Source organism: Halobacillus sp. H74 (genome assembly GCF_052246715.1).
Classification (GTDB): Bacteria; Bacillota; Bacilli; order Bacillales; family Halobacillaceae; genus Halobacillus; species Halobacillus litoralis_A.
Map to the genome: position 1 here is coordinate 25,982 of NZ_JBQQCI010000009.1, position 22,376 is coordinate 48,357.

Genomic DNA, 22,376 nt, shown 5'->3' on the forward strand with positions numbered 1-22,376 from the left:
AGTTTCTCTCAATCCTAAACTTTATATTAACACGAAGGCTTACAATTAGGAAACCAATATGGACGTATTTAGCAAATGTTCTCATTTCCTATCCAATTTGCTATACTGTCCTTATCATTTTCTAATACAGAAAGGAACTCATTATGCCCCAGGTTGTATTAAAATTACCCGCCTCTACTTTGGAGGAAATGAAAAAACATTACGCAAAACAACAAAAAGCGAGCCCTCCTTCACATGCATTGTTCGCAGCCAAAACCAGCAACTGCATGATTACCGCTTACCGTTCCGGAAAGGTACTGTTCCAAGGGCAAAACCCTGAAGCAGAAGCGGGGAGATGGGGGGATGTGACAAACACCTCTTCACAAAAAAAGAAAAAAAGCAGTGTGAACCAACATGAATTCTACCCTGATGATAGGTTGTTCCAAAGCTCTCATATCGGTTCAGATGAAGCGGGTACAGGAGATTATTTCGGCCCCATAACTGTCGCGGCGGCATATGTTACAAAAGAACAGATTCCTCAATTGAAAGCAATCGGTATAAAGGATTCCAAGAACTTGTCAGATGCTCAAGTCACTGATTTGGCCAAAGACATTGTCTCAATGAAAATTCCGTATAGTCTCTTACGCCTTCCGAATAAGAAATACAATCAATGGCAGCGCAAAGGATGGAGCCAAGGAAAGATCAAAACCATTCTTCACCACCAGGCCCTCACACGTCTATTAGAAAAAATCGAACCTGAAAAACCAGCTGGGATACTAGTGGACCAGTTTTCAGAACCGCATGTTTATCAAAAACATCTAAAGAGTGAAAATTTGTTTCTTCAGGAAAATGTGTATTTCATGACAAAAGCAGAAAGTCATTCCATTGCAGTGGCCACAGGGTCGATTCTTGCCCGCTCCGCATTTGTAAAAGCTATGAACCAGTTAGAGTTTGATACAGGCTTACCTATACCCAAAGGTGCTTCTTCCAAAGTGGATAAAGCTGGTGCTGCTATTATTGAAGCCTATGGTGAATCTAAACTTGAAGAGTTAGCCAAAGTCCATTTCGCTAACACACAAAAAGCCAAGAAATTAGTAAAATGAATACACAGGCATATTTTTTCAATTTTTTAAAAAATTGAAAAGGGTACCTTGAAATTCAAGGTACCCTTTCCTATGAGTCAGCCGCGCAACTCTGCTTCATGCCTTTCTTTGACAGCCGATAAAATCCGGTTATGAGTTTCCTCTACCTCTTGATCCTTCAATGTTCGTAATGGATCGAGATAAAGAAGACTATAGGCTAAGGATTTCTTCCCTTCTGGCAAGTGTTCTCCTTGATATACATCAAAAACCTGTACATCTTTAACGAGTGGAGATCCAGCTTCTGCAATCGTCTCCTCAATGGTTCCTGCAGATACCTGCTCATTTACGACCAGAGCAATATCTCTTGATACAGATGGGTGACGAGGAATCGCCTGGAAAGTTTCCTCTTTTACATATTCTTGGAAGAGTTCTTCTAAATTCACATCAAACACATAAGTTTCTTTCAATCCAAGCTCTTTTTGCAACTTCGGATGAACTTGTCCCGCGAATCCTATCGTTTTTCCCGCAACAGCAACAGTAGCCGTCCGGCCCGGATGCATATGTGGAAGTTTGGCTTCCTCGTATGTGAAAGGTAGATCCAGCTGTTTGCTGAGTCCTTCCAATATACCTTTCACGACGAAAAAGTCGACCTGTTTTTTCTCTTGCTGCCAAGGGTGGCTTACCCATTGCCCCGTTATGGCCCCAGAAGCACGCAACACTTCATCAGGTTGTTTCGTCACCTTTTGCTCTTCACTGATGAAAACAGTACCTACTTCATAATAAGCCAGATTTTCCTGCTTTCTTGCCACATTGTATGACAGGGATTGCAATATTTCCGGAAGCATGCTTAAACGCAGGTAACCATGATCTTCACTCATCGGCATGGCCAACCCGACAGGATTATTTGCACGGGCACTTACTTCTGGACTAACTAACATGGATGCTTTCTTTTCATGTGTCAGTGAGTAAGTAATCGTTTCATGCAATCCTGCGCCTTCAAAGTAATGCTTCATTCTGCGTTTCAACTGTTGTTCCAGAGTCAATCCACCTGCTTGAGAAGCACCCTGGGGTAACGTGTAAGGGAGGTTGTCATACCCATAAATACGTGCGACTTCTTCTAACATGTCTTCAAAAATGGTAATATCTCCTCGTCTCGTAGGAATAGAGACGGCGAATTCTTCTCCATCTTGTTCAAAAGAAAATTGCAGACGGCGAAAGATATCTGCCATTTCATCAGTCGTGATTTCTGTGCCTAACCGATTGTTAATCACACTTGTCACTACGTTGACCTTCTTTTCAAAGCGATCTAATTCATCATGGCTCACTACTCCATTTAATACGGTCCCGCAGGCATATTTCTGGAGAAGTTCACATGCACGTTTACCCGCTCGTTCAACACGATTAGGATCAACACCTTTTTCGAATCTAGTGCTGGACTCACTACGCAAACCATGATCCTTCGAAGATTGGCGAACCACAGATGGATTGAAATAAGCAGCCTCCAGAATGATGGTTGAAGTATCATCCTGCACTTCAGATTTCGCTCCCCCCATTACTCCTGCAATGGCGTGTGCCTCTTCACCATTAGTAATCACCAAGTGTTCAGGTGTCAATGTTCGTTCCTGATCGTCTAAAGTTTTAATCGTTTCACCTTCACCAGCCCGTCTTGTCAAAACCGTTTTCGAACCAAAGCGATCGTAATCGAAAGCATGTAAAGGTTGACCATACTCCATCAAAACATAGTTCGTTATGTCAACAACATTATTAATCGGGCGTATGCCTGCTGCGGTGAGACGGTTACGCATCCATAGAGGAGAGGTGCCGACCTGGATATTCTTAATTACAAAAGCTCCATAGTAAGGATTGGCATCTGTATCTTTTACAGAGACTGATATATAATCTGCCGCATTCTCTTCAGCAGGTTTTACGTCTTCTTCCGCTAGCTCGTAAGAACCATCAATCGCTGCTGCTACTTCGTATGCAACCCCTGCCATACTTAAAGCATCAGAACGATTCGGTGTCAAACCGAGTTCAATGATCAAGTCATCGAGGTTAAGGAGAGATACAGCATCGGTTCCTACCTCAACATCCTCCGGAAAAACAAAAATCCCATCAGTAAATTCTTTTGGAACATCCTTTTCATCTACGCCTAGTTCCTGCAACGAGCATATCATCCCGTTCGATTCTTCACCACGTAATTTCGTTTTCTTAATTTTGAAATCTCCTGGCAGTACGGCTCCAGGCGTGGCAACAGGTACTTTTTGTCCCTGAGCTACATTCGGGGCTCCGCAAACAATTTGCAGGGTTTGTTCACCGATGTCTACTTGGCAAAGGTTTAATTTGTCTGCGTTAGGGTGCTGCTCGCAGGAACGGACCTGCCCGACGACTACACCTGTAACCGTATCTGCCACAGGTTCAACACTTTCTACTTCAATCCCTGTCTTAGTAATGATTTCTGCTAACTCTTCTGGAGAGTAATTACTCACGTCTATATATTCTTGCAGCCAATTTAATGATACAAGCATTTCTCTATTCCTCCTTTATGCCTTATGATACTGTTCTAAGAATCGGATGTCGTTCGTATAGAAATGCCGGATGTCGTCCACTCCGTATTTCAGCATAGCAATCCGCTCTGGTCCCATACCGAAAGCGAATCCAGAGTACTCTGCAGAATCATAACCTGCCAACTCCAAAACGTTAGGGTGGACCATGCCGCCACCTAAAATTTCTATCCAACCTGTACCCTTACAGACTGAACACCCTTTTCCTCCACAAACTTTACATGAGATGTCCATCTCTACAGAAGGTTCTGTGAAAGGGAAAAAACTTGGACGAAGACGGATTTCCCGGTCTGAACCGAACATTTGCTTGGCAAAAGCATTCAAAACACCTTTCAAGTCGCTCATCCGTACATGTTTATCTACTAATAAACCTTCAATTTGTGTGAATTGATGAGAGTGGGTGGCATCATCAGTGTCACGGCGGTATACTTTACCGGGGCAAATCATTTTAACGGGTTCACTGCCATTCTTCGCTCCCATAGTACGTGCTTGTACAGGAGATGTATGCGTACGCATTAACAATTCTTCTGTAATATAGAATGAATCCTGCATATCTCGAGCTGGATGACCTTTTGGCAAATTCAGAGCTTCGAAGTTATAATAATCAGTCTCCACTTCTGGACCTTCTTTAATTTCAAAGCCCATTCCTATAAACAGGTCTTCAATTTCCTCAACGATGCTCGTCAATAAATGCGGTCCTCCTACTTGAACTGGACGACCAGGCAAAGTGACATCAACACTCTCTTCCTCCAATTGTTTTTCCATTGCTTCATCCTCTAAACGAGTTTGCTTCGCTTCTATCGCTTCGGCTATATTCTCACGGACATCATTGGCCAATTGACCAATGACTGGTCGCTCTTCTTTTGATAACTTGCCCATACCTCGAAGAACCTCAGTAATCGGCCCTTTTTTTCCTAAGTATTCAATTCTGACATCTTTTAGATTTTGGACAGAATCAGCATTTTCAACTTTCTGTAAAGCCTCCTGCTTCAACTGTTCTAAACGTTCTTTCATCTCATTTTCCTCCTTTATATGAAAATAAAAAAGTCCCATCCCTAAAAAAGGGACGAGACTTATATGGTCGATTCGCGGTACCACCCTTGTTGACACATGTTGAATGTGCCCACTTCGATACAATAACGGATATGGAATCCGGACCAAAAAATGGTCAGCTCCAGAGTGAAATTTCAATAAATGTCACATTAGAAGCACTTCCAGTCCAAGGTGCTTCCTTCCTGAAATGATTTACATTCATTTACTTTGCTCTTTCAACGCTTTTCAATAATGAAATTCTTTCAACTGAGTACATTATAGACAAAGACGATGATCGATGCAACCTTAGCCTCTCAAATGGTACATCAAGACCGCGCCAGCAATTGCAACATTCAATGACTCCGCTTGACCGTAGATTGGAATATAGACCCGCTGATCTGATTGTGAAATCAAATCTTCTTTTATACCTTGCCCTTCATTCCCGACAATCAATCCAGCCTTTCCGGGAGTCTCAAGCTGTTGAAATGGCGTTGCCTCTTGTAAAGCAGCTGCCCATATCTCTACATTGTGTTTTTTCATGTGGTTTATATATTTTTGAAGGTCTCCGGTATGGATAGGTACGTGGAAAATGGAACCTTGAGTTGATCGAATGACCTTATCATTATATAGATCCACACAACCTGTACCCAAAATGACATCATCAAACCCTGCTGCATCAGCCGTTCTGATTAATGTACCGATGTTTCCGGGATCCTGCACAGCATCAATCATCAAGGTCAAATTACCAGGAGTATATGACAACTTTTTCTGTTTTACGAGAGCGGCAATTCCTTGAGGGGTTTCCGTTTCGGCAATGGCTGCAAAAACCTGTCCACTTACTTCTGTAACTCTAATACCCTCTGGAAATGGGAATTCAGTTCCTTCACGAAAGATAAGTTCAACAACATCCCAATCACTTTTAAGTACTTCTTCTACCAGGTGAACACCTTCAACAAGAAACTGTCCCTTCATGTCGCGATACTTCCGCTTATGTAGTTTTTTCCATTCCTTCACTTTTGCATTTTGTAAGGAAGTCAGCATTTTTTGTCCCTCATTTACGTGTTTATTTCTCATTTATCATACATAGCAGAAGCCGTGTTGGTCAAACTAAGAAAGAATATTATTACGATTTAAGTATAGAAAAAGGAGGTTGATTCAACATGAATCTGAACTTAAGAGCAGCAATCCTTTCAAATGTCAGTGGCCACGATGCCCAACAGCTTGAAGCTACGATTGATGATGCCCTGCAAAAAGGGGAAGAGAAAATGCTTCCAGGGCTGGGAGTCTTTTTTGAAATGTTGTGGAAAGAATCAGATGAATCGGAAAAACAGGAAATCCTGGGTACGCTGGAACAAGGACTTAAGCAATCCAACCAGTAATAAGTTTGGTTAAGCGGCTTATGCGAGGGGTCCAGCCTGTAAAAACCTCCCCGCCAAGGTTTCCACGCAAAGGGGCCACTTACGTCCTCAGGAGAGACACTGGTACTGGATATAGCTTTAACCAAAAATAAGGTCTGCCCAGTCTGGTAATTCATCCTTACCTGGGCAAGAACGAAAAAGCCAACCCATTTAGAGAGGGTTGGCTTTCGACTTATTTAAAAGTAATGCGTTGTACTGTATCTGCATCCATACCTTTGATCACTTCTACAATCAATCGTACCGCGTTTTCAAAATCATCCCGGTGCAGCATTGCTGCATGTGAATGGATATAACGGGTTGCTATAGTGATTGATAGTGCTGGCACGCCATCGTGGCTTAAATGGATTGCACCTGAATCCGTCCCTCCACCTGCCAAGGAATCAAACTGATATGGAATCTCACGCTCATCAGCTGTATCTGTCACAAAATCACGCAAACCTTTGTGAGAGATCATAGAAGCATCATAAAGGATGATTTGCGGTCCATCCCCCATCTTGCTTGATGCATCTTTATCTGAGACACCAGGCGTATCTCCGGCAATTCCAACATCAACACCGAAAGCAATGTCCGGGTTGATCATGTTAGCTGAAGTACGAGCACCACGTAAACCTACTTCCTCCTGAACAGTACCCACTCCATAAACAATGTTCGGATGTTTTTCACCTTTCAGCTGCTTCAATACTTCTATAGCAATTGCACAACCGATACGGTTATCCCATGCTTTAGCAAGCAGCATTTTTTCATTTTTCATTTGTGTGAATTCAAAATAAGGAACAACAGAGTCTCCTGGCTTCACACCAAACTCGAGCGCCTCTTCTTTACTTGAAGCACCGATATCAATGAACATGTCTTTGATATCTACGGCTTTTTTGCGTTGTTCTGGAGGCAGAATATGTGGAGGTTTTGAACCGATCACACCAGTCAAGTCACCGTTACGTGTCATGATCGTAACACGTTGAGCGAGCATCACTTGGCTCCACCATCCACCGACAGTTTGGAAGTAGATATAGCCGTTATCATCAATTCTCGTCACCATAAAACCGACTTCATCAAGGTGGCCGGCTACCATGATACTAGGCCCTTTTTTATTTCCTACTTTTTTAGCGATCAGACTGCCCAAGTTATCCGTAAACACTTCATCTGCATACGGAGTGATATACTGTTTCATCACATCGCGAGCTTCTCTTTCATTACCAGGCACACCTTTGGCATCTGTCAAATCTTTCAACATTTTCAACGTTTCATCAGTCTTTGCCATATGTATGTTTCCTCCTTTTCGTTTCCAATGATATTATAAACCTTTTGAAGCGATTTCACAAAAAATTGCGTCTTTTAATCTTCTGGTTTCCTTAAATCACGTTAGATAGCCATTGCAGGAAGCTATCTAATATCAAGAAGAAATACAACAGCTCAGCTCACATCCTATCCCGGTCATTTCCTGCTCTTTTAAAATCAACAAACTCTTCCACCAAATATCCTCTTAATAACCTTCATCTTGGCGCTTGAAGTTGACTTGATTCTTATCTTCATAGGCTTTGATAAGTTCTCCCTCTGTTAACCCAAGAGTCAAACCTAATTGCAAATACTCATGGAAAAGGGCCATATAGGATTCTTCACTTTTATAAAGACGAAATTGCTCAATGGATTTATATATGCTCAAAAATGCATCAGTTTGAGAATCATAAGCTTCAGTATGTTCAGAATGGTACATGAACTCTAAATCAATACCTAAAGAAAGCAAAAAATGAACTCCATCTACATATTCCTCTAAAATGACTTGTTTCTCACTGGGACCTTTAGTACTCCAGAATTTAAAACATCTGGTTTCGTTTGCAAGTTCCCCGACTTCCACAAGGAGTGCTAAGATTTTTTCTTCCACTTTTTCACCTTTTTGAAGTTGGTGCTGATTTTCAATATACTGGTCTAGACGCCTTTGCATGAGATATAATGGTTCCCAATTCATATTATGAATCTCCTTTTCAAAAATTCTCTCCAATAATGTATCATTTTTTGAAACAAATGGACACGCCTATTCGTATGTATGCTATGAACCTACAATTAGGGAGACGATCGATATGATAATTATTTTGTTCCGTTTACTATTATTGATAGCAATCGCGTTCATCATTTATACAGCCTATAAATTCATCGTAAATCCACGAAGGAAGTTAGAGTTAGCCAGGGACAAGAGGGAATTTTATTTTCATGACAATAAGGAAAACACTAAGGAAAATTTCCTGATTACATTAAAAGGGAATGTTTTTGAAGGGGAAAAATACTTAGGAACGACTGAGGATTCATTTGAAGTGGTTAACATTAATGTGAGTGCCCACAATCCAGAAAAACTGCAAGGGCTTGATCGTGAAGATATCTATTTCATGGAACAGGAAATTTTAATACGCTACCCCCATGCCTCAATCGAGTGGAAATATCCTGTCAACAGACTGATCATCCACCCACTTAAAGGCGGGAATGATTGAGTATCATTATTTGTTGTAATTCAATGATATAACAGGGCGCTATTGTGATCCACCCATGGATTGAGGCAGAGGCACCCCAAAACGAGTGAAATAAACGTTACAATAACTAAAGATTATTCATTGTTCCTATTAGGAAAAGCCTAATGGAGAGAGGGAAAGGGAGACGAGTCAAGTCGACTCGTCTCCCTTTCCCTCTCCCTCTCCCTCTCCCATTTATTATATAAGGACGTAAGGTTTTCCCCGACATACATAGTCAGCTGCTTGGTAGCAATACTCTTTAATTTCTTCGTGAAATACATTCTTTAAGCAGATGTCTGGAAGAAATCACTCCATACAAAAACTTCGTATCTTTTTCTGATCATAAAACACAAACCGATCAAAGCACCTGAAAATGCAAACATCATCGGTATAGAAAATAATGTAATCCACTGCCCTACTGACGTATATACGAGTGCTAAAGGAAGATTCGCAAATAACGAAGACTTTGTATATTCCTTGAAATTTGCACTGATTTCTAACAAACAATAAGATAACAAATGAAAGTGTATGAAAGGGACCAGGCGCAAAACAGCCACTTGCTTCACAGTAAGATTAGCACTTTTCTTTAACCACCGCTCTTTTAAAACCTTCAACTTCTTCAACCATGAAGGCACAAGTCTAATAGTTCTGTAAAAGAGTAAGCTTGATAGCATTGTACCTATGATGGAGTAAGCAGTGCCAGCAATTGGTCCGAACAATACACCCCCAGTAATGCATACAAGCATCACAGGTAAAAATAAAAAAGGTCTTAACAAATGAATACCTATGAATAAGAGCGGCGCCCAGGCTTCTCGATGTTCTAACCACGCAAGGATTGCATTCGGTGTTTCGCCCATACCATTCCCCTCCCTGTCTACATAATATGACAGGGCGATCAGAGATAGAACTCACTGGTAATGTAAGCTAATGCTGCGAGGTGAATGATTGCTAAGATAGGAAAAAGAAACATAAATGCTTTGTGCTTTGTTTTATGACGGTAAAGCTTCATGCCAATCCACCCTCCGGCCGCTCCCCCTACTAACGCTACTGTCCATAAATTCCTTTCTTTGATACGCCATGACTTTCTTTTAGACCTCCGCTTATCTATACCCATGAGGGAAAATAACCATATGTTCATCAATAACATATAGATAAGAAGATATATAAAGGCATCCATGTACATTCCCCATTCAAAAAAAGAGCCATTTCCCACCGAACGGAAATGGCTCTTTTCTATAATTATTTAAGTGCAGATTTAGCTTGGTCTGCCAGGCTAGCGAAACCTTGCTCATCATTGACAGCAAGATCTGCAAGCATTTTACGGTTCACTTCGATACCTGCAAGCTTCAAACCGTGCATAAGACGGCTGTAAGAGATGTCGTTCAAACGCGCTGCAGCGTTGATACGAGCGATCCATAGCTTACGGAAGTCGCGTTTTTTCTGACGACGGTCACGATAAGCATATTGACCTGATTTCATTACTTGTTGCTTTGCAGTTTTGAATAGTGCATGTTTTGAACCATAATAACCTTTTGCTAGTTTAAGGACACGGTTACGACGCTTACGTGTCACTGTTCCACCTTTTACTCGTGGCATGGTAATCCCTCCTATTTAAATCGTTCTTTATTAGTCTTTCGGAAGCATATGCTTGATACGACGATAGTCTCCAGCAGAAACAAGAGTCGCTTTACGCAATTTACGCTTTTGCTTAGTAGATTTATTCGCGAACAAGTGGCTAGTGAATGCATGGGAACGTTTCACTTTACCTGTTCCAGTCTTTTTAAAGCGTTTTTGAGAACCTTTATGGGTTTTCATTTTTGGCATGTGAATTTCCTCCTTTTACTTGATACCCTTACTTACTTCTCATTAAGAGGAGCAAGCATTAAGAACATACTACGACCTTCCATCTTAGGCTTGGTCTCAACTTGGGCAACATCTTTGCACTCTTCCGCCATGCGTTCAAGTACTTTTTGGCCAAGTTCTTTGTGAGTGATCGCACGACCGCGGAAACGGACAGATGCTTTCACTTTGTCACCTTTCTCCAAAAACTTACGTGCGTTACGAAGTTTTGTGTTAAAGTCATGATCTTCAATCCCAGGGCTGAGACGAACTTCTTTGACTTTGATGACTGTTTGTTTCTTACGAGCTTCTTTTTCTTTCTTCTGCTGCTCGAAACGATACTTTCCGTAGTCCATCACTCGGCAAACCGGAGGCTTCGCATTTGGGGCCACCATAACAAGATCAAGATTCGCATTTGCTGCTATATCGAGAGCTTCATTACGTGATTTAACTCCAAGTTGCTCACCATTCACGTCGATCAGACGAACTTCACGGGCACGGATTTTCTCATTAACGTTCATGTTATCCTTGCTAATATCGAGCCACCTCCAACAAATTTTAGAAAACTTATATGAGATCTGTCATCGACAAGATTTCCTAATAAAATAAAAAAAGCGTCGGTACATAATGCACCCACACGTCTCCTAAAAATATCAAAGGAATAGTGACCTGCCAACTGCATCAATGCGTCGATCAGGTGAGAAGCGGGTGCTCCTACTTGTCTCTAGATCCGTTCATTCAGTTACCTAAATTATAATAGCATGCCTTATGATTCATGTCAACAGTATATCCTTGTTGCCATGACTACCTTAATTAGAATAAGGCAAGTGTGTGGAAAAATCAAGGCTTTTTCAAGCAAAGTCAACTTTTCCCACCTATCACAAAAACCCCCTTATCTTGAAGACTCAGTTTCGAGGCTTTTTGAAAGTGGATAGGTACCCCCACCTATATAGTGAGTAATAGGATCAGGATATGCCCCCATGAATAGCGAAAGAAGAAAAGTACGTGTGCTTAATTGTAGACGAAGGTACTGTAATCAATGACCTGAACTGCTATTCTCCATTTACTCATGTCTGGGTGGTTATTGTTAGGCGATTTCGTGCAATTCTTACGGCAAGGGGCGACTTATCCCCCATCGACCCTTAATTCGCACAAACATCTCGAAATCGATCCTTCAAGAATACTGCCATATTTGTAAAAAACCAAATCGTAAAAATCCCGTAAGCCTTTGGGAAGGCTTACGGGATTTTTATTACTTTCTTAGAAGCTTTTGATCGATTTCATTACGGATTTCTGCTTTGAAAGTGCTCAATGGCTTCGTTTCGGAATTTTGTTCTCCATAACGACGAACATTAACAGCATTTTCTTCAATTTCACGATCACCGACAACGAGTTGGAAAGGAATCTTCTGCATTTGAGCTTCACGGATTTTGTAACCGATTTTCTCATTGCGTTCATCCACTTCTACCCTAACACCGGCTTCACGCAATTCATCTTCAAGCTTTTTAGAGTGTTCTAAATGCGCATCTGCAGATACAGGGATGATTTTCGCCTGGACTGGTGCAAGCCACGTCGGGAAAACACCTTTGTATTCTTCAATCAAGAAGGCTACAAAACGCTCCATAGTGGATACTACACCACGGTGGATGACTACAGGGCGATGATTTTCCCCATCCTCCCCTACATATGTTAGGTCGAAACGCTCTGGCAAGTGGAAATCAAGTTGCACAGTGGAAAGTGTCTCATCTTTACCAAGAGCTGTCTTCACTTGAACATCCAGCTTAGGTCCATAAAATGCAGCTTCTCCATCTGCTTCTACATATTCAAGCTCCATATCTTCCATCGTTTCTTTCAACATCGCTTGAGCTTTATCCCACATGGCATCATTATCCACATACTTCTCTTTATCTTCTGGGTCACGATAAGAGAGGCGGAAGTAATAATCGTTGATTCCGAAATCACGATACACTTCTTGCACCAAACGGACTACACGCTTGAATTCATCTTTAAGCTGATCTGGACGAGCAAAAATGTGGGCATCATTTAAAGTCATGGCCCGTACTCGCTGCAAGCCTGCCAATGCGCCAGACATTTCATACCGATGCATCATTCCAAGTTCAGCAATCCTTACGGGAAGATTACGATAACTATACAATTGGTTTTTATATACCATCATATGGTGAGGGCAATTCATCGGGCGAAGAACGAGGTCTTCATTGTCCATTTCCATTGTCGGGAACATATCATCTTGATAATGATCCCAGTGGCCGCTGGTCTTATACAAATCAACACTGCCAAGAACAGGTGTATAGACGTGGTCATAACCCAGGCGCTCTTCTGTGTCCACGATATAACGTTCAATTGTACGTCGAATCGTCGCACCCTTTGGCAGCCACATCGGGAGACCTTGCCCGACCTTTTGGTTCACAGTGAAAATATCAAGTTCTTTACCAAGTTTGCGGTGGTCACGCTCTTTCGCTTCCTCCAGCATCTTCAAGTACTCTTCCAGATGCGCTTTTTTCTCAAACTCTGTACCATAAATGCGTTGCAGCATTTGGTTATCGCTATTCCCACGCCAATAAGCACCAGAAATGCTAAGCAGCTTAAAAACTTTGATTTTACTAGTCTGTGGGACATGAACTCCTCGACAAAGGTCAAAAAATTCACCTTGCTTGTATATCGTCACTTGCTCGCCCTCTGGAATATCATCAATCAGTTCCAGTTTCAGGTCGTCCCCGATTTCTTTGAACTTTTCTTTCGCTTCTTCTCGCGAAAGTTCAATACGTTCGATTTCCAGGTTTTCATCAACAATTTTTTGCATCTCTTTTTCAATCTTTGGAAGGTCTTCTGGAGTCAGTGATTCTTCCATATCGATATCGTAGTAAAAGCCATTTTCGATCACAGGCCCTACTCCGAATTTAACATTGCCGTATAAACGCTTGACCGCTTGAGCCATCAAGTGTGCTGTCGAGTGTCGTGCTACCTCGATTCCTTCCGGGTTCTTATATGTCAATATTTCAACTGCCCCGTCTTGTTCGATCGGACGTCTCAAGTCATAGGGTTCCCCGTCCAATTTGATCGCCAAAGCTTGTTTTTTCAATCCTGGTGAAATAGACTGCGCGATCTCTTCACCTGTTGTCCCTTTATCAAACTCCTTTATGTTCCCATCTGGAAATTTGACTTGAATCACATTAGCCATGCGAATCACTCCTTTTCTTCTTATGATCGATATTCTGTCAGTGCAAAAGAAGTCCTCCTTACACTTATTGACAGAATTCTCCGAGCCAAAATAAAAAACGCCCGTCCCTCAGCATAATGCTAAGGGACGAGCGTTGTCACTCGTGGTTCCACCCAAATTCCCGCAGAGTATAATACCCGTACGGCTCTTATTCCTTAACGCGGATCAAACGCTGCTCATTACTAAAGATTGTTCACAAGCAGGGCTCCAAGGTGGTAAACGAAGAAGTCGTCAAGAAGGAGTTTTCAGCCTAAGACTCCTCTCTCTGGCCATGCGTCACTTATCGTTCAAGTCCTTTTCCAAGCCGTTAAATTAATATGTACGTATTATATCCATTAACGAAAAGGAAATCAAGCCATTTTGAATGGAAATTGCGATTTAGGTCGCCATGAGGCTTTTTCTTCAAAGATATTCATCAGCAATTCTAAATTTGAATCATTGGACTCATCCGAATAGATTACCAATTGGTCTGGTGAATGAACAAGTGCCGTGGTCACTGGCCATTCCAAAGGCAAATCATCTATCGATTTATCAGGGTACTGCCTCATATACAAACGGGTTTCTGATTCGCTGATCGGGTTTCCTTCATCATGAAAATATATCAAACCGTCTTGATCCAGTAAGTGCATCAGCTGAATTCCTGTATCCTGGTCATGCACTCTATGCCTCCACGAATCCAACAGTAATTGATAAGACTCCTCCTGCTTATATTCATCGATGACCTTTCCTGTATACTCAATAATACAGGCATGGGCGGCTTGCAAACACTCAGCACTCATATCATCGAATTTCACAAAAGTACGAGCTATTAAATAGTCCTGGATGAAGGCCCTTATATAGTGATAAATAGGCGGAAGCTTTAATCCTGAAGGGGGTTTATCCTCAAAATCCCTCGCTATTTCAAGGATACGTTGAATTTCTTGATCATCTTGATAGTAATACTTATGCTTCAGCACACCTTCCATCCAACCTAACATCTTCCGCTTCCGAATCAATTGTAAAAATGCCCTGATTGACTCTACATAAGCTGTCCCACTTAATGAAGTGCTTATCAGCTTTACTTCGTAACGATCACCTTGTTCTTTGAATAGCCAAAGTTTTTGTTCAGACACTATCGCATTATAAAAAATCACAGCTTCCGAACGATTAGAAAAATGAATGCAAAACACCGAAATTCCCCCTCATCCCGACTTTCAATCAAATTCTATCCTTAATGTCTTCACACAGACTGTTTTTCAAGTATTTAATCGCTTCCCTATTAGCATAACGCGTTCTATTCTTTGTTATATTTATGTGAGGGAGGGAAGAATCATGCCATTGTCATTCACCTTTCGAATCAACCTCGTCTATTTTTCCCGTGCACAAGAACACCTTCGCTCAGCTGTCTAATCCGTTCGGTAATCCTTTTTGCCTTCACTTGCTCGACATCGCCCCGGTTACTAGTCATCAGAACCTTTTCCAATTCCTCCAAATTATAATTGGAAGTGAAAAACACAGGCAGACGTTCCATCATCCGATAATGAAGAATGCTGCCAAGAACTTCATCTCTGAACCACGCAGATTGCGATTCAGCACCTATATCATCCAACATTAATACTGGCACCTCTTTGAACGCTTCTATCTTTTCGTTCATTGAATCATCTTTGATTGACGCTTTAATTTCACGAACGAGCTCGGGCATATAAATAACCATGGATGGGATATTTTTCGCACTCAACTCATTAGCAATCGCACCCAGGAAATAAGTCTTCCCTACACCGAAGGGGCCATGAAAATAAAGCCCTTTGTTCGGTAATTCATCATTAAGATTTTCAATATAATGCACAGTTTTCTCTACAGCTCGTCCCCGGTCCGGATCCTTAAGGTCCAATCTTTCAAGCGAAGCTTCTAAGATTTCCCGCGGCATGTGTAAACTCTTAACCAGCGACTTCTGTTGTTCTTGTTGTTCATGCTGGCGTTGACGTCTGCATTTATCATAAGCAAGCTTCACATCTGAACCTTCCACTTCAAGGCGAGGGACATAGCCAGGCAGTATGTTTATACATTCTTCTCTGGAAGGGCACTTCTCACAATTTTTGGACTGTGTCCGGTATTCATATAGTTTGATTAATTGTTTCTCAAAAGCTTCATTATCTATTTCCGGATGCTCCTCCATGAGCTTTTTAACATCAGAAGACTGCATTACTTCTTCTTTCATTTGATTCATGCGCTGCTGAAACTGCTTATTCTCCCTCATCCATTTCTTTAAAGACTTTTGAATGGGTTCCATGGTTTTCACACCCTTTATGTCAATTTCCTTTTTTCGTTAGCTTTTTGATTCTTTCTGCAATATTATCTGTGTTCACATTTGTAGAACCTGTTTCTTCTTTAGTTGTTGAGGATTCCTGATTAAACCACGCGGGGATAACTTCCTCTTTGCTGTTTTTACGTTTCTGGGACTTCTGCTTCCCCCATTGCTGGTACTTTTGGTGCTCGGCTTTGGCTAAATTCATCGCTTGACGGACGGTAGTTACATTCTTTCTCGCCCAGTGACTTGCGATTTTTTCTAAATAAGGCTTTGATAACTTCATATCCGTCTTCAACAAAACATAATGTACGAGAACGTTCATTACACCTGGGGCTATCCCTTGTTCAGTCATAACATCCCGGATAAGTTTCAGGTCTTGCTCAGAAGCTCGATTCCCCTGTGACACATCTTCTAAAAGTTCCCTTGGAGAAATACTCTCCAGCATCTCAATGAATTGGTCCTCTTTACTCCCCTGATCAGAAGTTGAATCATCTTTCATTTTATCACGGCCATCAATATTGCCGCCTGGAGCACGTCCATTATTTACTTCTTTCATGAAATCGTGGCAAGCAGATTTAAGCTCCTCTTCAATCAAGTAGTGGTTCTCATCAATCGCCCAGGTCACCGCTTTTTCTAACTCGACATTAGATAGATCATAAAGAGTGGCCAGTTGAATGATCAATTTCTTGTTTCGACCTGTCAGAATCCGCTCAGTAGGATACATACGTTTTTTCAAGGCATGATGCAACCACTCAAAATCAACGCGGCTGGAGGAGGTAGTCGGCCCCCGATGTTCTGTTTTGACATTCTGAGTTGCTAATTGGTCTGTTTCGGCTCGGACAGATTCAATCATCTTACTGTGAAACACTTCATCAAATGTAGCAGTAACTTCAGTAAACCCCTCTAAAGCCTTGACCGTTGGCACAAAACGTTCCTTTAATAGTTCATATTTCGAAGAACCGAGTTCATGATATAAAAGTAATGAAAGCATATCATCCTGGAAGAATTCGTCCGGTGAAAAAGGTGGATAAACCGAATAAACATATTCAGCCTGCTGATTTTCATCGGTAGAACGAAACGTTCTTAGAAGTCCGATGGCTTCCAACTTGCCTCTAGCTTCATATATTTTATCCAATGGTGCTGATAAATAAGCCATCAAAGTATGATGAGACTGGACCTGGCTTTCATCAGTTATGTCCGATTCAGAAATGAGGAGATGATATAAAGATATAGCTAGTCGTCCGACTATTGGCTGGTAAAGGTGAGATAATGAACGATGAAAACTTCTTGGCAACTCTCCCTGACGCAAAATCCGAAAACCATCAACGGGTAAGAGCTTACCTATAGAATACTTCATGGTTCTCCACCTCCTTTGTTCTAAATGAGTCAATCGGAATCTATGAAAAAGAAAATGAGCCGCGGTTGGCTCATTCCTTATCCTCGTGTTTAATTAGGTCTTTCAACTCGTCAATAAAGACATTAATATCTTTAAATTGACGATAAACAGAAGCGAACCTTACATAGGCAACTTCATCGATCTGTGATAAACGTTCCATCACCATTTCACCGATATCTTTACTCAAAACTTCAGAAACCCCGCGATTTCTAAGTTCTTTTTCAATATCCATCGTTACATTATCTAGTTCTTCTACCGCAACAGGGCGTTTTTCACAAGCACGAATTAATCCTCTCATCAACTTTTCACGACTGAATTCTTCCCTTGTACCTTCTTTTTTCACAACAATCAAAGGAACCTCTTCAATCCGTTCAAAGGTCGTAAATCTGAAATCGCACTGTTCACACTCTCTTCTTCTTCTAATGGCTTGACCTTCTTCAATCGGTCTCGAATCAAGGACTTTCGTACTTTTGTAGTGGCAATTAGGACATTTCAAAATTAATCAACTCCACATCGTCTTCGTTTCGACATCGCACTAAGATGGATCGACAGTAGCGAATTGACTATCCAGCTTTTTATAAAACTGGACAATCAAGTTCCGACTGAACCCAAAATCCACTGGCCCGCCTGAGTCTGTTGTCACAGAGAAATCGACTGCCGTACGGAAAGGTCTTACCATAATGATAGTAGCTACTACAAACGCCCGCCTTTTGCCTTTATATTTGACCGTTACTTCCCCACGGTCTTTAGAAACAGCAACAATTTCAGAAGGTGATGAAAAAAGCTCTTCTACCGCCTGGAAAACATCGTCACGCTTGGCTTTATAATAGTGTGTGACAAGCTCAGAATCCTTATGCTTTTCACTAGTTTCAGAGTGAGTGCTGAAATATCTGGAAATAAATGCTTTCACTAAACTAACCCCTTCAGTCCATTCGACATTAACTCCCTACATTTTAACATGATTCAACAAAATAAGAAATGATTTATAAAGTGTATAAGTGAACAGGGAGCTACAATAAATATAAGCAAAAACACAGCGTGATAGTATTCTTGAAGACTCAATCCGAGACAGAGGAGGGAGTTACCGGATTGGGAATCCACGACAACCTTTGCTATTAAAAAAACCATGCAGGAATCCCTGCATGGCTACATTCATTCTTCATAGAGCACGGGATTCCTGCACTTCAACAGGCCCCATTCCTCTGGGCACTTCAACGGTTTCATTCTTTCCTGCCTCTAAAGCATCTACAATATATTGAGCAGCTACATTAGGATCGATGCGGTCTCCACAAGTGTACACATCAATACTTGCATACCCATGTTCGGGGAAACTGTGAATCGTCAAATGTGATTCGGATATTATGACTACCCCGCTAACACCATGAGGAGCGAATTTATGAAAAGCAACCTCTCTTACCTCGGCTCCTGCTTTCAGTGCAGCATCAACAAAAACTTGTTCTATATACGACATATCATTCAATTTACTTTCATTACAATCCCAAAGTTCTGCAATTACATGTCTTCCCATTGTATCCATACTTAGGATCCCCCTTTGTACATTCACTTCATTCCTTCTGAAATTACAGCCATGTACTACCACGGGGGAAAGTTAGTCCTGAGAGGTCCTAACCCTTTGAGCAGACATGATAATAAATGAAATTCAGAAGTTCAAAAGAAAGTATATACGGTTTACCCCCAATTTGCAAGATTTATTTTCCCTATAAAACTTGCTCACTGGTCCCTAGTATAAGATACATACGGGCTTCTTTTCTAGTCAGGAGACACGCGCCTTCGTTTCATGCTTCATTAGATTACCCACGTGTTTCGCAAGATCTACAACACGGCAGGAATAACCCCACTCATTATCATACCAAGCCAACACTTTCACTTTACGATCATCAATTACTTGGGTGGATAAGCCATCAATAATCGCAGACGCTGGAGAAGTCGTGTAGTCTATAGAGACTAAAGGTTCATCATTATATTCCAAGATTCCCTTCATTTCTTTACTGGCTTTCGCTGAAAACGCCTGATTAATTTCCTCAACCGTTACTTCCTTCTTTAAATCTACAACCAAATCTACTAACGATACATTCGGTGTTGGTACTCTCAGAGCCATTCCATTCAATTTCCCTTTTAAACTCGGAATCACTTCACCTAAAGCTTTCGCTGCCCCTGTTGAGGTCGGAATGATAGATTGAGTGCAACCACGAGCTCTACGCAAGTCTTTATGAGGATTATCCAGATTCTTTTGATCGTTCGTGAAAGCATGGACTGTAGTCATCAATCCATTTTCAATTCCGAATTTATCTTCAAGCACCTTTACCACAGGAGCTAAGCAATTTGTTGTACAAGACGCATTTGATATTACATCGTGTTCACCAGGGGAATAGCTTTCTTCGTTCACCCCCATCACGATGGTTGCATCCACTTCTTTTCCAGGAGCTGTAATAATCACTTTCTTAGCCCCTGCTTCCATATGCAAGGCCGCTTCCTCTTTTGTTCTGAACTTTCCTGTTGCTTCTATGACGATATCAATATCCAATTCATCCCACGGTAAATCTAAAGGATCCCTCGTGGAACAAAGTTTCACTTTCTTCCCATTCACATCAAGACCGTCTGATATGACGTGTATTTCGCCGTTAAAACGACCATGTACGCTATCATACTTCAACATGTGAGCAATTGTTTCAGCTGGATAACTGGCATTCACCGCCACCAACTCTACAGATTCATCGACAACTGCCTTTCTGAAAACCATACGACCAATTCTTCCTAAGCCATTAATGGCGATCTTTGTCTTCCCCATGTTCCAGCCCCCTATATATGATATACTTTAAAACGTTTTTTCAGAAATAGTATAACATATTGCAAGCGCTTTTACAGTTAGAACTATAACATTCCACAAAAAATAACACGTCACCCTCGACGTGTTATTATACGATGTTCCACCTATGAAGTATGTCTTTTAATTGTTGAAAACTTTCTTCCACCGTTCCATTGTTGTCAATCACTGCATCCGCCAGTTCCGCCTTTTTACTGACTGGCATCTGGGATTTGATTCGTTCAAGGGCATCTATGCGTTCTGATTGATCCCTCTCCATTAATCTCTCCAGTTGGGTGTCTTCATCTACATAAACCACAAGTGTCCGTTCTACATAATCCATTAGCTGACTCTCGAATAATAAAGGAATATCTAAGACCACCGCCGGAGAAGCTCCATCTTTATAACTGTCTCTTTGTAAAACCATTTCTTTTCTTACTTCAGGATGGACGATTTCATTTAATTGTTTTCTATGATCTTCATTGGCGAAAATGAGCTTCCCGAGCTTTTTTCGGTTAAGCGTTCCATCTTCATGCAAAACCTTTCGCCCGAACACATTTACAATTTGTTTGTAGGCAGGCTCTCCAGGCTCCACCACATCCCTTGAAATTTGGTCGGCATCAATTACTGGTATATTTAGTTCTGAGAACATTTTAGAAACGGTGCTTTTTCCACTGGCAATACTACCAGTCAATCCAATCACTAAAGTCATCATACACTTCCTTTACGATAGCTTGATCAAGCCGATGATAATGAGCAGGACACCAGGCAGAATTGATAAGCTCTCAGCTTTATCACTTAACTTAGTTCCGCTCAGCATCCCTCCCCCTAACATCAAAAAGGTAGCTGCTGTAATTAATAATGCAGTGTGAAAAGTCGGTATTCCAATTAACGCTCCACTAACGCCGGCACCTATAGTGTCCAGCGATAACGCCGCACCTAGCAGCCATACCTCTTTACCGCGAATCCCTCCGGATCGGTCAACATCTGCGGCAATAGGATCGTTCAATACTTTCGTCGGATGTAGCCAAGGCTCAACTTCTTCTGTTGTCGTCTTATCCTTTTTAAAAAACTGCCACAGGAAATAAATGCCGATCCCAATCAATGCTGACGCTCCGACTCTTTCAGCATCCTCTGGTGCAACAAAATTAATTAAAATGTGACCAAAATAAGAGGAAAGTAAAAACATTCCCCCAGAAACCAATGCTATGAGGGCAATCCCTTTCATAGTAATCCGGACTTTCTTCAACCCCAGCACACAACCGATTCCAAAACTGTCGATGCTGACGGCTGTAACAAACAAAAACATGAACATACCAATCCCCATGAATTCCCACACCTTTGCTCTTTAAGCTGTGGGATAGTATATGGGTATTTACCTGGGAATGTGTAATGGCTGACATTGCGGACAAATATGTGTACCGCGCCCGCTCACTTTAAGCTTAGTAATGCCGGTACCGCACTTAAAGCACTCTCGATCTTGCTTTCCATAGACACGGAGCTGCTGTTGAAACATACCGATTTCCCCTTGACTATTCAAGTAAGAGCGAATAGTGGTCCCACCCTGATCGATGGCTTCCAAAATGACATTGATACTAGCTTTCCGCACTTGTTCAGCTTCTGATTTCGTCAAAGTTTTTGCTATTCTTTCAGGATGGATACCTGCACGGAAGAGTGCTTCATCCACATAAATATTCCCGAGGCCCGCTACGATAGACTGATCCAACAAAACAGCCTTCATATTACGTGACGTTTTCAATAATTTATTGTAGAAATAGTCAAGAGTGAAAGCTTCCTCAAAAGGGTCAGGTCCTAACTGCAACAAAGGCTTGTTAACAGCTTCTCTTCCTTTTTGAAATGCATGCATCGTCCCGAATTTACGCACATCGTTATAGCGCAATTCCGTTCCATCTGTAAAATGGAAGACGACATGGGTATGCTTAGGTTTATCAACAGATGCATCGTACACTCCAAATTTCCCTTCCATTCTGAGATGGGAAACAAGGGAGATATCATTCATTTGAAAGATTAAGAATTTCCCTTTACGATCGATTCCCTCTATTGTTTGACTAATCAGTAATTTTTCAAACTCTTCCGGATCTTGTGGCCTTTTGATGATATTCCCCCAAAAAACCGAGACCCGCTCAATTTTTTTACCGAGTATCATCTGGTGCAAAGTCTTTCTTACGGTTTCTACTTCAGGTAGTTCTGGCATGCTGCAT

At 41.5% G+C, this 22,376-nt stretch carries 24 protein-coding genes and 2 other annotated features; of the genes, 3 read left to right on the forward strand and 21 right to left on the reverse strand.

Annotated elements, in window-relative coordinates:
- The first annotated feature begins 143 nt into the window (after positions 1-143).
- A complete protein-coding gene (rnhC, locus tag ACTWPX_RS17690; RefSeq protein ID WP_443120879.1) occupies positions 144-1,082 on the forward strand; it encodes a ribonuclease HIII in 939 nt (312 codons plus the stop codon).
- Between the two features lie 77 nt (positions 1,083-1,159).
- On the opposite strand, the gene pheT is transcribed toward rnhC, so the two are convergent.
- The 3 genes from pheT to ACTWPX_RS17705 all read right to left on the reverse strand — a co-directional run bounded on the left by pheT (position 1,160) and on the right by ACTWPX_RS17705 (position 5,695).
- The gene (gene pheT / locus ACTWPX_RS17695) at positions 1,160-3,586 is read right to left on the reverse strand and encodes a phenylalanine--tRNA ligase subunit beta (RefSeq protein ID WP_443120880.1); all 2,427 of its coding nucleotides are present in this window, start codon (positions 3,584-3,586) and stop codon (positions 1,160-1,162) included.
- 15 nt (positions 3,587-3,601) lie between these two features.
- Positions 3,602-4,636: a phenylalanine--tRNA ligase subunit alpha gene (gene pheS, locus ACTWPX_RS17700; RefSeq protein ID WP_443120881.1), complete on the reverse strand. Its 1,035-nt coding sequence runs from the start codon at positions 4,634-4,636 to the stop codon at positions 3,602-3,604.
- Between the two features lie 45 nt (positions 4,637-4,681).
- Positions 4,682-4,903, reverse strand: a binding site (T-box leader).
- Positions 4,904-4,960: 57 nt separating this feature from the next.
- On the reverse strand, positions 4,961-5,695 hold the full coding sequence (locus ACTWPX_RS17705) for a TrmH family RNA methyltransferase (RefSeq protein WP_443120882.1): 735 nt from the start codon (positions 5,693-5,695) through the stop codon (positions 4,961-4,963).
- A gap of 119 nt (positions 5,696-5,814) precedes the next feature.
- On the opposite strand from ACTWPX_RS17705, the gene sspI reads away from it, so the two are divergent.
- Positions 5,815-6,033, forward strand: coding sequence for a small acid-soluble spore protein SspI (gene sspI, locus ACTWPX_RS17710; protein ID WP_128526259.1), 219 nt, complete (start codon positions 5,815-5,817; stop codon positions 6,031-6,033).
- Between the two features lie 211 nt (positions 6,034-6,244).
- Here the strand turns inward: sspI and ACTWPX_RS17715 are convergent, their stop codons facing one another.
- The gene (locus ACTWPX_RS17715; protein ID WP_128526258.1) at positions 6,245-7,330 is read right to left on the reverse strand and encodes a M42 family metallopeptidase; all 1,086 of its coding nucleotides are present in this window, start codon (positions 7,328-7,330) and stop codon (positions 6,245-6,247) included.
- A gap of 222 nt (positions 7,331-7,552) precedes the next feature.
- Positions 7,553-8,035 carry a dUTP diphosphatase gene (locus tag ACTWPX_RS17720; protein WP_443120883.1) on the reverse strand — a complete coding sequence of 161 codons (483 nt, stop codon included), beginning with the start codon at positions 8,033-8,035 and terminating at the stop codon, positions 7,553-7,555.
- A 112-nt stretch (positions 8,036-8,147) separates the two neighbouring features.
- Between ACTWPX_RS17720 and ACTWPX_RS17725 the strand changes: the two genes are divergently transcribed.
- On the forward strand, positions 8,148-8,552 hold the full coding sequence (locus ACTWPX_RS17725; RefSeq protein WP_443120884.1) for a sigma-w pathway protein ysdB: 405 nt from the start codon (positions 8,148-8,150) through the stop codon (positions 8,550-8,552).
- 302 nt (positions 8,553-8,854) lie between these two features.
- Here the strand turns inward: ACTWPX_RS17725 and ACTWPX_RS17730 are convergent, their stop codons facing one another.
- The 16 genes from ACTWPX_RS17730 to mutM all read right to left on the reverse strand — a co-directional run bounded on the left by ACTWPX_RS17730 (position 8,855) and on the right by mutM (position 22,369).
- The gene (locus ACTWPX_RS17730; protein WP_443120885.1) at positions 8,855-9,427 is read right to left on the reverse strand and encodes a TVP38/TMEM64 family protein; all 573 of its coding nucleotides are present in this window, start codon (positions 9,425-9,427) and stop codon (positions 8,855-8,857) included.
- 38 nt (positions 9,428-9,465) lie between these two features.
- Entirely contained in the window at positions 9,466-9,747 is a 282-nt protein-coding gene (locus tag ACTWPX_RS17735) for a DUF1294 domain-containing protein (RefSeq protein ID WP_443120886.1), read from the reverse strand.
- A gap of 62 nt (positions 9,748-9,809) precedes the next feature.
- On the reverse strand, positions 9,810-10,166 hold the full coding sequence (rplT, locus tag ACTWPX_RS17740; RefSeq protein ID WP_443120887.1) for a 50S ribosomal protein L20: 357 nt from the start codon (positions 10,164-10,166) through the stop codon (positions 9,810-9,812).
- Between the two features lie 30 nt (positions 10,167-10,196).
- Positions 10,197-10,394, reverse strand: a complete 198-nt coding sequence (rpmI, locus tag ACTWPX_RS17745; RefSeq protein WP_128526253.1) for a 50S ribosomal protein L35 — start codon at positions 10,392-10,394, stop codon at positions 10,197-10,199.
- A gap of 32 nt (positions 10,395-10,426) precedes the next feature.
- Entirely contained in the window at positions 10,427-10,930 is a 504-nt protein-coding gene (infC, locus tag ACTWPX_RS17750) for a translation initiation factor IF-3 (protein WP_128526252.1), read from the reverse strand.
- Positions 10,931-11,011: 81 nt separating this feature from the next.
- Positions 11,012-11,135, reverse strand: a sequence feature (ribosomal protein L20 leader region).
- Between the two features lie 526 nt (positions 11,136-11,661).
- Positions 11,662-13,608 (reverse strand): threonine--tRNA ligase, encoded by a 1,947-nt coding sequence (gene thrS / locus ACTWPX_RS17755; protein ID WP_443120888.1) that lies wholly within the window; start codon positions 13,606-13,608, stop codon positions 11,662-11,664.
- Between the two features lie 389 nt (positions 13,609-13,997).
- On the reverse strand, positions 13,998-14,816 hold the full coding sequence (gene ytxC / locus ACTWPX_RS17760; RefSeq protein ID WP_443120889.1) for a sporulation protein YtxC: 819 nt from the start codon (positions 14,814-14,816) through the stop codon (positions 13,998-14,000).
- Between the two features lie 167 nt (positions 14,817-14,983).
- On the reverse strand, positions 14,984-15,916 hold the full coding sequence (dnaI, locus tag ACTWPX_RS17765; RefSeq protein ID WP_443120890.1) for a primosomal protein DnaI: 933 nt from the start codon (positions 15,914-15,916) through the stop codon (positions 14,984-14,986).
- Between the two features lie 19 nt (positions 15,917-15,935).
- Positions 15,936-17,291 carry a replication initiation and membrane attachment family protein gene (locus ACTWPX_RS17770; RefSeq protein WP_443120891.1) on the reverse strand — a complete coding sequence of 452 codons (1,356 nt, stop codon included), beginning with the start codon at positions 17,289-17,291 and terminating at the stop codon, positions 15,936-15,938.
- A gap of 70 nt (positions 17,292-17,361) precedes the next feature.
- The gene (nrdR, locus tag ACTWPX_RS17775) at positions 17,362-17,826 is read right to left on the reverse strand and encodes a transcriptional regulator NrdR (protein ID WP_128526247.1); all 465 of its coding nucleotides are present in this window, start codon (positions 17,824-17,826) and stop codon (positions 17,362-17,364) included.
- A 39-nt stretch (positions 17,827-17,865) separates the two neighbouring features.
- On the reverse strand, positions 17,866-18,240 hold the full coding sequence (locus tag ACTWPX_RS17780; protein ID WP_128526246.1) for a cytosolic protein: 375 nt from the start codon (positions 18,238-18,240) through the stop codon (positions 17,866-17,868).
- A gap of 249 nt (positions 18,241-18,489) precedes the next feature.
- Entirely contained in the window at positions 18,490-18,867 is a 378-nt protein-coding gene (speD, locus tag ACTWPX_RS17785; RefSeq protein ID WP_128526245.1) for an adenosylmethionine decarboxylase, read from the reverse strand.
- Positions 18,868-19,104: 237 nt separating this feature from the next.
- Positions 19,105-20,139 carry a glyceraldehyde-3-phosphate dehydrogenase gene (locus tag ACTWPX_RS17790; protein ID WP_443120892.1) on the reverse strand — a complete coding sequence of 345 codons (1,035 nt, stop codon included), beginning with the start codon at positions 20,137-20,139 and terminating at the stop codon, positions 19,105-19,107.
- 127 nt (positions 20,140-20,266) lie between these two features.
- Complete coding sequence (gene coaE / locus ACTWPX_RS17795; protein WP_443120893.1) at positions 20,267-20,866, reverse strand: dephospho-CoA kinase; 600 nt, start codon at positions 20,864-20,866, stop codon at positions 20,267-20,269.
- Between the two features lie 12 nt (positions 20,867-20,878).
- Complete coding sequence (locus ACTWPX_RS17800; RefSeq protein WP_443120894.1) at positions 20,879-21,481, reverse strand: manganese efflux pump; 603 nt, start codon at positions 21,479-21,481, stop codon at positions 20,879-20,881.
- A 48-nt stretch (positions 21,482-21,529) separates the two neighbouring features.
- Positions 21,530-22,369, reverse strand: coding sequence for a DNA-formamidopyrimidine glycosylase (mutM, locus tag ACTWPX_RS17805; protein WP_443120895.1), 840 nt, complete (start codon positions 22,367-22,369; stop codon positions 21,530-21,532).
- Between the last annotated feature and the right edge of the window lie 7 nt (positions 22,370-22,376).

Bases quoted from the DNA above. Each gene is read 5' to 3' on its own strand.
- sspI (WP_128526259.1), top strand. From the start codon at position 5,815: ATGAATCTGAACTTAAGAGCAGCAATCCTTTCAAATGTCAGTGGCCAC.
- mutM (WP_443120895.1), bottom strand. From the start codon at position 22,369: ATGCCAGAACTACCTGAAGTAGAAACCGTAAGAAAGACTTTGCACCAG.
- ACTWPX_RS17790 (WP_443120892.1), bottom strand. From the start codon at position 20,139: ATGGGGAAGACAAAGATCGCCATTAATGGCTTAGGAAGAATTGGTCGT.
- ACTWPX_RS17705 (WP_443120882.1), bottom strand. From the start codon at position 5,695: ATGCTGACTTCCTTACAAAATGCAAAAGTGAAGGAATGGAAAAAACTA.
- pheS (WP_443120881.1), bottom strand. From the start codon at position 4,636: ATGAAAGAACGTTTAGAACAGTTGAAGCAGGAGGCTTTACAGAAAGTT.
- ACTWPX_RS17735 (WP_443120886.1), bottom strand. From the start codon at position 9,747: ATGGATGCCTTTATATATCTTCTTATCTATATGTTATTGATGAACATA.
- infC (WP_128526252.1), bottom strand. From the start codon at position 10,930: ATGAACGTTAATGAGAAAATCCGTGCCCGTGAAGTTCGTCTGATCGAC.
- ACTWPX_RS17725 (WP_443120884.1), top strand. From the start codon at position 8,148: ATGATAATTATTTTGTTCCGTTTACTATTATTGATAGCAATCGCGTTC.
- rpmI (WP_128526253.1), bottom strand. From the start codon at position 10,394: ATGCCAAAAATGAAAACCCATAAAGGTTCTCAAAAACGCTTTAAAAAG.
- ACTWPX_RS17800 (WP_443120894.1), bottom strand. From the start codon at position 21,481: ATGGGGATTGGTATGTTCATGTTTTTGTTTGTTACAGCCGTCAGCATC.
- dnaI (WP_443120890.1), bottom strand. From the start codon at position 15,916: ATGGAACCCATTCAAAAGTCTTTAAAGAAATGGATGAGGGAGAATAAG.
- ACTWPX_RS17720 (WP_443120883.1), bottom strand. From the start codon at position 8,035: ATGAATTGGGAACCATTATATCTCATGCAAAGGCGTCTAGACCAGTAT.
- rnhC (WP_443120879.1), top strand. From the start codon at position 144: ATGCCCCAGGTTGTATTAAAATTACCCGCCTCTACTTTGGAGGAAATG.
- ACTWPX_RS17730 (WP_443120885.1), bottom strand. From the start codon at position 9,427: ATGGGCGAAACACCGAATGCAATCCTTGCGTGGTTAGAACATCGAGAA.
- coaE (WP_443120893.1), bottom strand. From the start codon at position 20,866: ATGACTTTAGTGATTGGATTGACTGGTAGTATTGCCAGTGGAAAAAGC.
- pheT (WP_443120880.1), bottom strand. From the start codon at position 3,586: ATGCTTGTATCATTAAATTGGCTGCAAGAATATATAGACGTGAGTAAT.
- rplT (WP_443120887.1), bottom strand. From the start codon at position 10,166: ATGCCACGAGTAAAAGGTGGAACAGTGACACGTAAGCGTCGTAACCGT.
- ACTWPX_RS17770 (WP_443120891.1), bottom strand. From the start codon at position 17,291: ATGAAGTATTCTATAGGTAAGCTCTTACCCGTTGATGGTTTTCGGATT.
- speD (WP_128526245.1), bottom strand. From the start codon at position 18,867: ATGGATACAATGGGAAGACATGTAATTGCAGAACTTTGGGATTGTAAT.
- thrS (WP_443120888.1), bottom strand. From the start codon at position 13,608: ATGGCTAATGTGATTCAAGTCAAATTTCCAGATGGGAACATAAAGGAG.
- ACTWPX_RS17715 (WP_128526258.1), bottom strand. From the start codon at position 7,330: ATGGCAAAGACTGATGAAACGTTGAAAATGTTGAAAGATTTGACAGAT.